This window comes from Clostridium rhizosphaerae (assembly GCF_016765585.1).
In the GTDB taxonomy this organism is placed as follows: domain Bacteria; phylum Bacillota; class Clostridia; order Clostridiales; family Clostridiaceae; genus Clostridium_AT; species Clostridium_AT rhizosphaerae.
Genome location: NZ_JAESWC010000001.1, coordinates 38060 through 51809, shown reverse-complemented (window position 1 = coordinate 51809; position 13750 = coordinate 38060). Strand labels below are relative to the sequence as shown.

General features: G+C 32.9%; 13 protein-coding genes. 10 read left to right on the top strand and 3 right to left on the bottom strand.

The window, feature by feature from the left end; genetic code table 11:
- Positions 1–2: 2 nt before the first annotated feature.
- Complete coding sequence (locus JK636_RS00285; RefSeq protein ID WP_202746840.1) at positions 3–1157, top strand: IS91 family transposase; 1155 nt, start codon at positions 3–5, stop codon at positions 1155–1157.
- 341 nt (positions 1158–1498) lie between these two features.
- Here the strand turns inward: JK636_RS00285 and JK636_RS00280 are convergent, their stop codons facing one another.
- Complete coding sequence (locus JK636_RS00280) at positions 1499–2704, bottom strand: MFS transporter (RefSeq protein ID WP_202746839.1); 1206 nt, start codon at positions 2702–2704, stop codon at positions 1499–1501.
- A 204-nt stretch (positions 2705–2908) separates the two neighbouring features.
- On the opposite strand from JK636_RS00280, the gene JK636_RS00275 reads away from it, so the two are divergent.
- The 8 genes from JK636_RS00275 to JK636_RS00240 all read left to right on the top strand — a co-directional run bounded on the left by JK636_RS00275 (position 2909) and on the right by JK636_RS00240 (position 8230).
- Positions 2909–3361 carry a hypothetical protein gene (locus JK636_RS00275; RefSeq protein WP_202746838.1) on the top strand — a complete coding sequence of 151 codons (453 nt, stop codon included), beginning with the start codon at positions 2909–2911 and terminating at the stop codon, positions 3359–3361.
- Between the two features lie 16 nt (positions 3362–3377).
- The gene (locus JK636_RS00270; RefSeq protein ID WP_202746837.1) at positions 3378–4031 is read left to right on the top strand and encodes a class I SAM-dependent methyltransferase; all 654 of its coding nucleotides are present in this window, start codon (positions 3378–3380) and stop codon (positions 4029–4031) included.
- Positions 4032–4061: 30 nt separating this feature from the next.
- Entirely contained in the window at positions 4062–4586 is a 525-nt protein-coding gene (locus JK636_RS00265; protein WP_202746836.1) for a hypothetical protein, read from the top strand.
- Positions 4587–4605: 19 nt separating this feature from the next.
- The gene (locus tag JK636_RS00260; protein ID WP_202746835.1) at positions 4606–5418 is read left to right on the top strand and encodes a creatininase family protein; all 813 of its coding nucleotides are present in this window, start codon (positions 4606–4608) and stop codon (positions 5416–5418) included.
- Positions 5419–5496: 78 nt separating this feature from the next.
- Entirely contained in the window at positions 5497–6447 is a 951-nt protein-coding gene (locus JK636_RS00255) for a phosphotransferase (protein WP_202746834.1), read from the top strand.
- A gap of 177 nt (positions 6448–6624) precedes the next feature.
- Positions 6625–6837, top strand: a complete 213-nt coding sequence (locus JK636_RS00250; RefSeq protein WP_202746833.1) for a hypothetical protein — start codon at positions 6625–6627, stop codon at positions 6835–6837.
- A gap of 13 nt (positions 6838–6850) precedes the next feature.
- Positions 6851–7375 (top strand): GNAT family N-acetyltransferase, encoded by a 525-nt coding sequence (locus JK636_RS00245; RefSeq protein ID WP_202746832.1) that lies wholly within the window; start codon positions 6851–6853, stop codon positions 7373–7375.
- Positions 7376–7483: 108 nt separating this feature from the next.
- On the top strand, positions 7484–8230 hold the full coding sequence (locus JK636_RS00240; RefSeq protein ID WP_202746831.1) for a class I SAM-dependent methyltransferase: 747 nt from the start codon (positions 7484–7486) through the stop codon (positions 8228–8230).
- Positions 8231–8399: 169 nt separating this feature from the next.
- On the opposite strand, the gene JK636_RS00235 is transcribed toward JK636_RS00240, so the two are convergent.
- Together JK636_RS00235 and JK636_RS00230 are read right to left on the bottom strand one after the other, a co-directional pair.
- Entirely contained in the window at positions 8400–9569 is a 1170-nt protein-coding gene (locus JK636_RS00235; protein ID WP_202746830.1) for a MerR family transcriptional regulator, read from the bottom strand.
- Between the two features lie 306 nt (positions 9570–9875).
- Complete coding sequence (locus JK636_RS00230) at positions 9876–10421, bottom strand: hypothetical protein (protein WP_202746829.1); 546 nt, start codon at positions 10419–10421, stop codon at positions 9876–9878.
- A gap of 763 nt (positions 10422–11184) precedes the next feature.
- Here JK636_RS00230 and JK636_RS00225 point away from each other — a divergent pair.
- Entirely contained in the window at positions 11185–13668 is a 2484-nt protein-coding gene (locus JK636_RS00225; RefSeq protein WP_243428078.1) for an exo-beta-N-acetylmuramidase NamZ family protein, read from the top strand.
- Positions 13669–13750 lie beyond the last annotated feature (82 nt).

The window sequence follows — 13750 nt, the reverse complement described above, 5'->3', positions numbered from 1 at the left end:
TCATGAGCACATTACAGGAAGTTATGGTTCTTCATGGAGATAAATATTTAAAGTCTAAAAAGTTGCCTTTAAATATTTATAAAACTTTATCGGCAATTAAGTATTGCAAAACTTCTGCGCTTGGAGGACATGTATATCAATGTGATAACTGCGGACAAATAAAAATTTCATATAACTCATGTAGAAATAGACATTGCCCCAAATGCCAATCTTATGCTAAAGAGCTTTGGGTTTATGAAAGACGTAAGTCTCTTCTTCCAACACATTATTTTCATGTGGTTTTTACTGTGCCAGAAGAATTAAATTCACTAATATTATTTAATCAGAAAGAATTATATTCTGTACTCTTCAAATCTGTTTCTGAAACATTACTAGAGTTAGGCTGCGATAAAAAATATCTCAGAGCAGATATAGGGTTTACAGCATTGTTACATACTTGGGGTCAAAATTTGATGAATCATCCTCATATCCATTGCATTATTCCAGGTGGAGGATTAAGTTTAGACAAAAGTAAATGGATAAAATCTAAAAAGAAGTTTTTCATTCCAGTTAAAGTGCTTTCAAGAAAGTTTAGAGGAAAGTTTTTATACTATGTGAATGAACTTTATTTAAAGAATAAACTAAAGTTTCCATCCAATATTATTGAGTTGGGTTCAAGAGATGTGTTTAATCAGTTTAAAGATTCTTTATATAAGAAAGAATGGATTGTTTACAGTAAGCCACCTTTTGGTGGTGCGGAGCACGTGCTTCAATACCTTAGTAGGTACACTCATAGAGTTGCAATATCTGATAATAGAATAATTAAAGTTGATAATGATACCGTATTATTTAAATGGAGAGATTATAAAGATAACAACAAAGAAAAAGTAATGACTTTGAACCCACAGGAGTTTATTAGGCGATTTACAATGCATATTTTACCTGATAGATTTGTGAAGATTAGGCATTATGGCATCTTAGGCAATAGAAATAAACAATTAAAGTTTAAGCGATGTCTTGAGATATTTAGGCTCAAACCTAAAAAAGACGATAGTCTGTCGTCAGCAGAGCTATTCTTTAAATTAACAGGAATTAAGATTGGAATGTGCAAAGTTTGTGAGAAGGGAAATTTAATAAAAAAAGATAAATTAATGCCTTTAAGATATTCACCACCATAGGAGTTAATAAAAGTGAATACTATCTTAATTAATGGGGAGGGGGAAGCTATTTGCTAACGCACAGAAAATAATATAAATGTAAAGAAAGTATTGGATTATTTTGGTTTAAAGCTGTAAAATTTAACTATAAATGTAAAGAATGAAACTATTAACCCCCATACGGGGCTTTTAGCGACTTCGTTCTAGTAATTGATTGCAATATTGAGGCTCATAAATTAAGACTTGCTATGATTTAACTTATAGTTAGAACTTAAATTATGAGCCAATTTTAACTCTCAACATCGCAATCAAGCCAACTCATATAGTGTAACAATTAAACTAATTAGAAACACCGATTTATATTAAAAATGAAGGTTTTGTTCAACACTTCTAAAATTACTTCTAAGCTGTAAAGCACACAGTATAATTAAGATAACTGAAAAAGCTAAGAAAGAATAACCAATACCTATTAGATTGTAAAGGGGCGCTGCTATTACAAGTCCTAATATTGCAAAGGAGGTAAGAAGTATTTTATAAAAGGAAAACACCCTGCCAATATATTCTTTCTGTATATTCTTTTGAATTATGGTTCGTGAATAAATTCCCTGTATATTTTGAGTTAAGCCTAAGAAAATTAAAGCAATGAAGGTTATTATAAAGCTATGTGAATATCCAAATATAGTATATCCAATTCCAACGGCGGCAGTAGAAAGTATGAATATTGATACTTGATTTTTCTTAGAGAGGACTTTAACTATTAGTGGAACAGAGAGACCGCCAATTGCCAAGGCGTAATCAAAGTAAATAATCCCTTCTGGTTTTATATTTAATAACACATCTGAAACCGCTGTTTTATAAGTCTCATAGAACCTGCCGATTATAGCAAGTACACTTGAAATAATGAACACTGTCTTGACATTAGGGTATTTTAATAAGATCCTATACCCTTCTAACCCGCTTTTAATAATTCCAGCTTTCTTTACCACAGCTTCAGATTTTATGAAGCTGTATTTAATAAATGAAAAAAAGATACTTGCCGCTAAGAAGCTTATAGCATTAATAATAAATAAAATATTGCTGCCATAGAGCTTATATAATATTCCACCGATAGCAGGAGAAAGAAAAACACTTGTTGATTCTAAAAATGAAAAAATTGAGTTTGAGTAGGAGAGTTCTTCTTTTGATACTAACTCAGGAAGTATAGCTGTTTCAGAGCTTACATCGATGTCATTTAGCGATTGTAATAAAAAGGCCAAAATATAAACAAGCCAAAGTCTTTGCTCATTTGCAAAAATGAAAAGAAATGCGAAGACAACACTAGTTAGGTTTGTAATAAAAATTATCCTTTTCTTATTATAAGAATCTGCAATAATACCCGACAAGTACAGCATGGGTATTCTTAAAACTGCTCTTGAAAGCCACATCAAGGCAACAGAACCAACTGACTTTGTGGCACTGTACAGATATACTGTTACACCTATGTTGTAGAGATAATCTCCTATGGAAGAAATAAAACCTCCAACAGTTAATAAGGTAAAGTTTCTGTTCTTTAATAAATACTTATACAAAGCACCATCTCCCCAAAAGTGATGTATAGTTGAGTTGTTTATCTATATCAGTTTACTGGAAAATTCTCGCAAATATAAGACTATATTTTACATTATTTACATGATATAATTAAATTAGGGAGATAAGTAAAAATATATATTGAGAGTAATAAGGGGTTAGAAATAACCCCTATAACTATATAAAATTACGGAGGATACTGAAAAATGAGATTTGATGAGAAGGATGTAGAAGTATTTTTAAGAAAGTGGCAGGATATTTTAAGGCTTAGAGATTGGGATATTAAGTATGAAATGGTTAATAAGGAATGGAGAAAAACAGGTGATATCAAGATTGATATGGATGATAAAAAGGCTGTTTTAATGATAAATAATTATAATCCTAAGCAAACAAACCTGGAAGCAGTGATTATTCATGAGTTATTGCATTTGAAGCTATGGGGAATGGATCAGATGATTGAAGGATTAATATACTCAGTATTTGGACAAGATGAACAGGATCCTAAGTTCAACTTTGCATACGGTCAGTTTATGACATTATTAGAGTCTACCACAGAGGATTTGGCTAAGAGTTTTCTTACTTTGGGAGGAGAAGATAAAGAAATATCCTTTGGAAGAGTTCAGAAGCTTGTGGAGAAAGAATTACAAGGTAATCAGTAATTAAGGAGGTTAATTAATGGTGGTTGAAGTTGAAAACATGGACGAGCATTTTGATAAATGTGCTTCGGATTACGACAGACATTTTTATGAGGATCTTGGTATGTGCGAGTTTTATGATGAAATAGAAAAACAGATTAGTTCTTGTGGAGAACCTAAAAATATTTTGGTTCTTGGATGTGGAACCGGACTAGAGATAGAAAGAATTAAACATTTAGCTGAAGTTACGGCAATTGATATTTCATCTGGTATGCTGGAGGAGTTAAAGAAAAAGAAATTGCATCCTAAAGTAACTTTAAATACTATTTGCAGTTCTTATTTTGATGTTGAGTTTACAGAAAATCAATTTGATTTGGTACTTTCCACATATTCTTTTCATCATTTTACATTACAGCAAAAGTCACAGCTTTATAGAAAAATATATGACTGTTTAAAGGTAAACGGTTATTTTATAAATGGCGATACTGCTTGCAAAGATAAAGAAACTGAAGTTTTTTTGCTTAATAATGCAAAAGAGATATATGAAAAACAGCAAGTTCCTTTTGGAAGTATCCATGTTGATATTCCACTAGCATTAGATACAGAACTTGACCTTCTTCCTGATATAGGATTTAAAAGCATAACAGTAGAAAGAAGATGGAATAAGGCTGCATTAATTAAAGCGGTTAAATAAAAGAAAATGATTTAGTAATGGGGGATAAAAATGGAGCCAACTAAGAGAAATAAATTATTTGTAATTTCAGGAGCGAGCTGCATTGGTAAGTCTACTGCTTGTGAAATTTTGTTTAGAAACGAAAAAGATTATATTGTCATGGAAAGCGATTTACTTTGGTCAGAAAGGTATAATACGCCAGAAAATAATTATAGAGAATATCGAGAATTGTGGATGCGTGTCTGTTACAACATTTCGCAAATAGGTATGCCTGTAGTTTTATGCGGATGTGCAGTGCCTGAACAGTTTGAGGTATGCGATGCTAGAAAATATTTCACTGAGATAATTTATATAGCTGTTGTTGCCGAAAAAGATGTGCTTGTTAAAAGAATGAAATACGGAAGAAATGTGACTGATGAAAATTGGATTAAGAGCTCTGAGCAATTCAATGAATGGTTAAAGAATAATGCTTCAAACACTAATCCTAATATTATATTAGTGGACAATACCCATATGACTCCATTAGAAACTGCAGAGAGAATAGATGAAATAATTAGATTAAATATGGAGGAATGAAAAGTAGAGGAGAATTTTTATGATTAGTGAAATATTTAAGGATACAATGGCAAATATGAAGTGGCCTGAAATACAAAACTTAGCTCTTAAAAATGCAATTGTCCTATTACCAATGGGTGTTATTGAAGAGCATGGTCCGCAATTATGTTTAGGAACAGATATTTATACTTCCCATATATACTGCCTAGCAATAAAGGAAAAACTTGAAGAAAAGGGATATGCAGTTGTTATTGCTCCGCCTTTTTATTGGGGTGTTTGCCAATCAACATCAGGGTTTATAGGTTCCTTCCATATACGAAAAGAGACTGCAAAAGCATTAATCTCAGATATTTTATTGTCATTGTCAGAGTTTGGCTTCAATAATGTTTTTGGTGTTAATGCACATGGAGATATTGAGCATAACATTGCGATTATAGAAGCATTTAGAGAGGCTCATGAAAAGCTGCATATCAATGCTTGTTATGCTTTTGATGAATGGAGATTTTCTCATTTTGGCCTTGAGCTTAACGAACCCTATTTATGTCCTATAAAACCACAAGCAATAAGTGTAAGCAATGCAGAAGTCCCAGATATTCATGGCGGGGATATTGAGACAGCTATGATATACGAGTTCTATCCATCTCTGGTTGATGCTGATAAAGCAAAATCTTTACCTCCCATTGCTTTAGATGACAGCAGTGGTGAGGCATGGCTATTTGGCGGACATATAAAAGAACTTTCATGCCAAGGTTATTTAGGTTCTCCTGCTGATTTTGAGAAAGTTGATGTTCAAAAAAATGTTGATGATTATGCTTATAGAATATCAGAAGCAATATTAGGACGGATAGTGTAAGCGTAATATGAAATTAGAAGGTGATTAGAATAATTTATTCGTTGAAAACAGAGTGGTTATTAAGAAAGGAACTGATAAATGAGAGGGGTATACACAGAAATAATAAAAGATGCTAATTACATAGATGCGTTAAAGAGAGTTCTTAAGTCAATTAATCCAACATTTTCAGAGCAAATACATATTGAACGCTTTCATGATAATGGTGAGGGTGTTGATAGGATATATAATGTTTATAAGATAACAGCAGATAATAAAGTCTATATCTTGAAAAAGTCTGACGACAATGAAATAGGACTTTATGAAAAGTTTTTGGCAAATAAAAACCTGCCTGTGCCAGAGCTTGAAGGCTGGTGTTGCATTAATAAGACAAAGTGGATATTGATGGAATATATTGCTGGATCAGATTTGCGAGTATTTAATAAAAATATGGCCTATGAATGTGCTGACAGCCTTTCCAGTATTTTTAATATGTACTGGCATGAAAAGGATCTTGAAGAACATAAGTTGGACAATCGCTTTGAAAGATACTGGGCAAGAATAAATAAAAGATCAGAATGTCTTATAAATGAACCCAAACTATCTGCTGCATATAAAATTTTCTTAGACAGGCAGCTAGTATGTCCGAGAACTTTATGCAATGGTGATTTTTTGCAGTGCAATGCAATAGAAAGAGATAATAATATTATTCTAATAGACTGGGCATTTGGTGGAGTTATGCCATACTCCCTAGATGTAGCTCGTTTAATATGCCACGGGTCAGAAAAGTTTTTTCCTTTTCCATTTTATATGACTGATGAATATAGAAAGATTTTTCTAAAAGCTGTATACGATAAGCTTTTACGTAAACCTGATTTTAAACAGTTTATATGGGACGTGGTACTTTCAAGTTTAAATGAGTGTATCGAGTTTATAGAAAGAGAATTAAAGGATGAATCTATTGAAAGAGATAATGGGTTTACTTATTATTATAAAAATGCTGAAGCTTTGGCTGATATTATCTTAAGTGGGAAAGAGCAGTTAAAGATTTAGGGTGATCAGATAGACCTTACAGTTAATGATATAGTTGAAAATCATTTTTTAATGATACTAGCTCCATTTCTATTAATTGGTGACTTTCTATCAGATAAATTTAGTAAAGGGGAAAATTAATAACTTTCACCTATGAGAAGGGTTAATTGAAAATATGTAATTGATGGAGGATAGTTTATGAGAAAACAAGTAAAATACTTCTTAATTGGACTTTTTATAATTCTAATAAGCACACCTTTAGGGTATAAAGCAGTTAGTATAGTATATTTTAATAGAAACTTAACAGGTGAGTATGTTCCAATTTTAAATGGATTTATACATTCATTTATGTTAATAGGGACTTTAATTTTTAGTCTGGGATTAGTAAATTTATTAAAAGATAAAAATTAATGGGGGATTTATAATGTTTATAAAACAGGGTGATTTAACTATTAGAAATGCAACTATAGAAGATGCACCCATACTAGGAAAGTGGTGGCGTGATGGAGCTGTTATGGCACATGCAGGCTTTCCAAAGGGACTTAATATTACAGATAATGAAATTGCTGCTCAAGTTACAGATGATACAGATGAAACACGCCGAAGATTAATAATAGAATATTGTAATACACCGATTGGAGAGATGTCTTATTACAATAAAGGCAATGGTATTGCAGAGATAGGAATAAAAATATGTGATTTTCAAAAGCAAGAAAAGGGATATGGAACACGATTTTTAAATATGCTCATTAGTACATTGTTCTATAAGTATGGTTATTCAAAGATTATCTTGGATACAAATTTAAACAATAAGCGAGCACAACATGTTTATGAAAAGCTTGGTTTCCGCAAAGTGAGAGTAAATATGGACTCATGGAAAGATCAACTTGATGAACTTCAATCATCAGTAGATTATGAAATGACAAAAGATGATTTTAAAAGCACGTAAAATATCTCAAACCTGCAATTTGGAATTCTCTTAAGTGCGTTGCTAGTAATGCGTAGCCAAGCCTTATAAATTAATGCATTAAAAGTTTTCATAATTAAGGAGGCACATATGAGTGATAAAACAATTCATGAAATAAATAGAACTTATTGGAATACATATGCTGATGATTGGTTCGGGGTTACAGCATTGCCCCAATATGGCCCTTCTTTTGTTACAGAAGAGGAGCTGAATTTATTTGGGGATGTAAGAGAAGCAAAATTACTTGAAATTGGCTGCGGAAGTGGTCATTCTTTAAAGTATCATGCAGATAACGGCGCTGCTGAATTATGGGGATTGGATATGTCCAGCAAGCAGCTTGAGAATGCTAATAACTATTTAAGAGAAAATAACTATGCAGCAAAGTTAATATGCTCTCCTATGGAAGAGGAATGTGGAATACCAAAAAATTATTTTGATTTTGTATATTCAATTTATGCTATTGGATGGACAACGGACCTTGAAAATACATTCATGAAAATTGCAGCTTATTTAAAAAAGGGTGGAGTTTTTATATTTAGCTGGAAGCACCCTCTGAATAACTGCGTTACTATAGATGAAGACAAGCTTTTATTTGAAAAATCTTATTTTGATGAGGCCTGGTTTACGCAACCGATGCCTGGTGAAAATAAAGCTTTGCTATGCAGTCGCAAAATTTCAACTTATATCAACGCCTTATCAAAAGCAGGATTTATTATTGAAGAAATGGTTGAACAAACTGACAGTAAAACATTAAATGAAGCAGGTGAGGTTTCAGATAGAATAAAAAAAGCAAAGATGCTGCCTTTTTCATTTGTATTTAAAGCTAGGAAACTTTGATACAAGAGAATAAGTACTAGCTGGGAGGGCAAAAACATAATTCATATTTTCCCAAAGTTTGCTTGGCCATATTGGTACTGCACCTATATGTGAAAAAACTATGCTAGATTATAAATAGCATAGTTTTTTAAATAAAGTTCTTCTAGTCTTTTCTCAGCTCATCAGGCTTTTAAGCATTGATATTATACTCATTATAATACTTTAGAGCTTTTCCAATAAATTTAGAAGCACCGCTTCCATATTTATCATCTATTACTTTGGCCATAATAGTCTCCGATAAATACTGCTGAGCTTGATAGCCCCAGTAATTTTCTCCTACTTCTACTTCTAAAGCTTTATGCGTTTTTTGTGACTCATCTACTATTTCAGCAACAATTTGCTGAATCTCCTTTGAAAAAGGATCTTTACTTAAGTCAGCAGTAAGCTTTTTATATAGTGTTTCTATTTTAGGCTCATAGGCCCCCAAATAAGTTTCTAAAGCTCGTCCAATAAACTTAGAAGCACCACTTCCATATTTCTTATCAACTTCTTCTATCCAATCAGGAAATATTAAGTAGAGCCGTACCATAGTATACCAAAAATGCTCTCCCATATCAGTTCCGAAAACTTCATAATCATTTTTCACTGTATTAGTTATTTCACCAGCAATTTGCTGAACTTCCTTAGAAGAAGGATCTTTGCTTAAGTCAGCTGTAAGGTTTTTATATAGTTCTTTTAATTTAGGATGCTTATCATTAAGAAAGTCCTTTTTAAATTCTTCAATTTGCTCTGATTTTGTTAACATCACGCTATTATTCAAATTCTTTTTTACAGCTTCAGCATATTTTTTTATACTTCCATATTCCTCTATAGCCATTTTGGCAAGCTTTGACTCCCCAGCTTTTATCTTTTCAAGCATTTCATCAAATTTATCTACACTTCCAAACTGCCTGATTACTTTATCCATATTTTCTTTCTTAAATTCTTCTAATACATTATAGTAATCACTCATATCAAATTCTTTAAAACTCATTGCATGTTCTCCTTTTAATGTTTTATTAATGAGCTCTACTAAATCATCTAATCTGCTACGTTTTAAAATGAGCAGTTTCTTTTGATTTTCTAGAGCTTCCATTTTATTAAAATGGGGACTAGTCATGATTTCATTAACCTCTTTTAGCGGGATATCAAGTTCTTTGAAAAATAAAATCTGCTGCAAGGTTTCAAGAGCTTCATCGTCATAAAGCCTATAACCTGCCTCTGTAACTGAACTTGGTTTTAATAATCCTATTTCATCATAGTAATGCAGCATGCGCACACTAATTCCTGTTAAATCCGAAACTTGCTTTACTGTTCTCATGACTATACCTCCAACAATAATAAGAGCTGCTAATACCGACTAATGCTCTGCCGGCTATGAGTTTTGTTAATATTATCAAGCTCTATCTTTATGTTACACTATGACATGGTGTCAGAGTCAACAATTTTTATATGATAATTTTATTTAAAATGGTTTGGAATAGATTTGAAGAATATATGTTATTAGGAATTTATAATGTCAGATGGGAGATATAATTATAACAAGTTGAGGATATTCCTGATGACTTATGTAGAGCATTGGACACAATATAAAACCTAAATCATACGGAATATCCTTATTCAGATTTTAATATGAGGATGTATTTTCAGTTGCCTTAAGAGGATTACCCTTCAATATATTTTCTACCTCTTCATATCCAGGCAAAAATGAAAAATTATATCGAGCTGGGAGAGCAAAAACATAATCCTTGTTTTCTCCGAGTTTACTTGGACCTATCGGTGCTGCGCCTATATGAAATTCATCCTTCTGCAGCGAAGTCCACTGTTTTTGAGTAAATACCATAATTGGGATATCCAGTCTTGGATTTTCCATCGTCCACTGAGGATGTCTTATTATGATAAGAGGGCCTGTTTCTACTATTTTTTCACCATTTTGCTGTCCTAACGACAAACCTTCCCAACGATTAGTTAGTATTTTATACCCACTCCAGCTTTCTGGTAAGGTAAAAGTGAAGCCATACTGAATATTATCATATTTAATAGGTTCGTTAACGCTGACTACCTTAACATCCTCCATGATTATTTTTCTCTTAGCCTTTGTAGGATTTTGGCAACCACATAAAAGCATAAAAGCAAATGTGCATATTACAATAACATAAAATGATTTCCTCATAATTTCTCCTTTCACTCGAAATACTGGGTAATTTAGAGCACTCGCTCTGCTGCAAATTACCCGCTGAAGTCCATTTAGGACCTCAGCCTCCTTTCACTCGAAACACTGGGTAATCCAGAGCGCTCATTTCCATTCGCAGATTACCCGTTGAAGCCCATTTAGGGCTCCAACCTCCTTGTGACTTAAAAAGAAGAGTATTACTAAAGTATAAATATTATGAGGATAAGGAAATAAACTTACAAGGGGGTATTGCATAAATTATAATTTGCTTCTACCACATTTTCATTTAAAAAGTTATAACTAAACTTTAATCTGCTACTGAAGCGAACTTTTTCTTTTAGGTTCTCGTGGCTATACCTACCAGAATAATAAGAGAAACAACAATATACTATTGACAAATAAATACAGTTTTAATATAATTATGGTATAAAATGGAAAGCAAAAATATTTACTTTCTAAAGTTAACTTGCAGACGGTTAGTATATCCATGACAAAATATAATGTTCCTAAATTTATAGTATTGTAATCATGCGTTTTTATAACAGAATATAAAGTAGCGTGTTACTTCTATAACAGAAGGCATGAGCAAAAAAGGTTGTTTACCTATTTTGCTCTTTTTTTGTGTCTTAAAATTATTTAACTTAGATATACATAAGGAGGGGATAAGGTAACATTGAGAAAACGTAGGATAAAGGAGGGATATAAAGAACAAATGAACTAATTTGTTTAGTAAAAGGGTATGTTTGATGGGAGGATTTTAGTAATGAATAAAAAGATAAGAACGCTGCTTACTGCTGCTTTAACTGTTATGGTTACGTTAGCCCCAATTGCGACAAAGACCAGAGCTTCTGAAAGCAAGCAGGACAAGAAAGATAAAAAGACAGAGGCAAATGTAAAACTTGGGATTGATAATATAGACAATTATTTAAATTTATTTAAAGACAAAAAGGTAGGACTTATTACTAATCCATCTGGAATAGACAGCAATTTTGAAAGTTCTATAGACGTTTTGAATAAGAAAACAAATCTTACAACACTTTTTGCTGCAGAACATGGTATAAGGGGAAACAGTCAGGATGGAGGAACTGTAGGAAACGAAGTGGATGTTAAGACAGGTCTTCCAGTATATAGTCTTTATGGAAGTACTGTTAAGCCTACCGCTGATATGCTTAAGAATATAGATGTTTTAGCTTATGACATGCAGGATGTAGGTGCTAGATTTTATACATTTATAAACACTATGGCATATGCAATGCAGGCAGCTGCAGAAAATAATAAGACTTTTGTAGTATTCGACAGACCTGACCCTGTTGGAGGCACAGAGGTTCAAGGAACTATACTCGATAAAGCTTATTCATCCTTTGTAGGCATGTTTCCTATACCTCAGCGTTATGGATTGACAGTAGGAGAACTGGCACAATTTATAAACAAGGAATATAAATATAATTGTAATCTAGTTGTAGTTCCTATGACTGGATGGACAAGAGATATGTATTATGATGAAACAGGACTTAAGACTTGGGTGATGCCATCACCTAATATGCCTACTTTGGATACAGCTATAGTTTATACAGGAAACTGTATCTTTGAAGGAACAAATGTGTCCGAGGGAAGAGGAACAACAAGGCCTTTTGAATATATAGGGGCGCCTTGGATTAATTCTATAGATTTGGCAGAAAAGATGAATAGCTTGAAGCTTCCGGGAGTTGAATTTAGGCCTGTATCCTTTACACCAACCTTCTCAAAGTTTGGACCGGTCTATGACTCAAAGGGAAAGGTAAAGACTGCTGCTCAAGCTTGCGGAGGTGTTCAAACCTATGTTGTAGACAGAAATAAATATAACTCAGTGAAAACTGCTCTGGCTATTTTATATACAATAAGAGATATGTATCCTAAGGATTTTCAGTATAGATCTGATAACTATATTGATAAGCTTACCGGAAACAGCTATGTAAGAGAAGGAAAATACACTTTAAAAGAATTATATAAGATGATAGACAAAGAATCCAAAGCATTTAAAGATTTATCTTCTAAATATTATATTTATAAAGATACTGATATGAGCAACAAGCATGACATAAAGGCAAAAGTTAGACTTGGAATAGATAACCTAGAGAAATACATTGATATATTTGATGGGAAAAAAGTTGGCCTTATTACCAATCCATCAGGTATGAACAGCAATTTTGAGAGCACTATAGATGTACTTAATTCAAAAACAAGCTTAACAACACTTTTCGCAGCAGAACATGGAATCAGGGGAAATAGTCAGGCTGGCGGAACTGTAGGCAGTGAGACTGATGTTAAAACTGGACTTCCTGTTTACAGTATTTATGGCAGCACCCTTAAACCTACTCCCGATATGCTTAAAAATGTAGATATTTTAGCTTACGATATGCAGGATGTAGGAGCTAGATTTTATACTTACATTAATACTATGGCTTATGGAATGCAGGCAGCAGCAGAAAATAATAAGACCTTTGTAGTATTTGACAGACCAAATCCAGTAAGCGGAAATGAGTTTCAAGGTAATATTTTGGATATGAAGTATAGCTCATTTGTGGGCATGTATCCTATAATTCAAAGATATGGGCTTACTATAGGCGAGTATGCAAAATATATTAATAAGGAATTTAATATAAACTGCAACCTTGTAGTTATACCGATGAGCGGATGGACAAGGGATATGTATTATGATGAAACCGGACTTAAGACTTGGGTAATGCCATCACCTAATATGCCTACTTTGGATACCGCTATAGTTTATACCGGAAACTGCTTATTTGAAGGTACAAATATATCAGAGGGCAGGGGAACGACAAGACCCTTTGAGTTGATAGGAGCACCTTGGATCAACTCTATTGATTTAGCTGATAAATTAAATAGCTTAAATATACCGGGAGTTAAATTTAGAGCAACAACCTTTACTCCTCAATTTTCAAAGTATTCCTCATCAGATTTGACCTATAATACTACTCCAGGAAAAGCTCAAGCCTGTGGAGGAGTTCAGACTTATGTTGTAGATAGAGATAAGTATAATTCTGTTAAGACAGCTCTTACAATGATATATACTATAAGAGATATGTATCCTGATAAGTTTAAATTCATAAGTTCTATAGATAGACTTGCAGGAGACAGCTATGTAAAGGATGGAACTTATACAATTGAGCAGCTTAACAATATAGTTGATCGTGATTCTGCAAGCTTTAAGGCTGTGGCAGAAAAGTATTTTATTTATCAAAAATAAAGTTAATAAAGCAATAGCGAATTGATAAGAATGAGAGCCGGATATAAATTTATTTGGCTCTCATTTTTCACTGGCGCTTTTA

Excerpts from the sequence above, each read along its gene's own strand:
- JK636_RS00235 (WP_202746830.1), bottom strand. The coding sequence starts at position 9,569 with ATGAGAACAGTAAAGCAAGTTTCGGATTTAACAGGAATTAGTGTGCGC.
- JK636_RS00230 (WP_202746829.1), bottom strand. The coding sequence starts at position 10,421 with ATGAGGAAATCATTTTATGTTATTGTAATATGCACATTTGCTTTTATG.
- JK636_RS00250 (WP_202746833.1), top strand. The coding sequence starts at position 6,625 with ATGAGAAAACAAGTAAAATACTTCTTAATTGGACTTTTTATAATTCTA.
- JK636_RS00285 (WP_202746840.1), top strand. The coding sequence starts at position 3 with ATGAGCACATTACAGGAAGTTATGGTTCTTCATGGAGATAAATATTTA.
- JK636_RS00265 (WP_202746836.1), top strand. The coding sequence starts at position 4,062 with ATGGAGCCAACTAAGAGAAATAAATTATTTGTAATTTCAGGAGCGAGC.
- JK636_RS00255 (WP_202746834.1), top strand. The coding sequence starts at position 5,497 with ATGAGAGGGGTATACACAGAAATAATAAAAGATGCTAATTACATAGAT.
- JK636_RS00275 (WP_202746838.1), top strand. The coding sequence starts at position 2,909 with ATGAGATTTGATGAGAAGGATGTAGAAGTATTTTTAAGAAAGTGGCAG.
- JK636_RS00225 (WP_243428078.1), top strand. The coding sequence starts at position 11,185 with ATGAATAAAAAGATAAGAACGCTGCTTACTGCTGCTTTAACTGTTATG.
- JK636_RS00270 (WP_202746837.1), top strand. The coding sequence starts at position 3,378 with ATGGTGGTTGAAGTTGAAAACATGGACGAGCATTTTGATAAATGTGCT.
- JK636_RS00245 (WP_202746832.1), top strand. The coding sequence starts at position 6,851 with ATGTTTATAAAACAGGGTGATTTAACTATTAGAAATGCAACTATAGAA.
- JK636_RS00240 (WP_202746831.1), top strand. The coding sequence starts at position 7,484 with ATGAGTGATAAAACAATTCATGAAATAAATAGAACTTATTGGAATACA.
- JK636_RS00260 (WP_202746835.1), top strand. The coding sequence starts at position 4,606 with ATGATTAGTGAAATATTTAAGGATACAATGGCAAATATGAAGTGGCCT.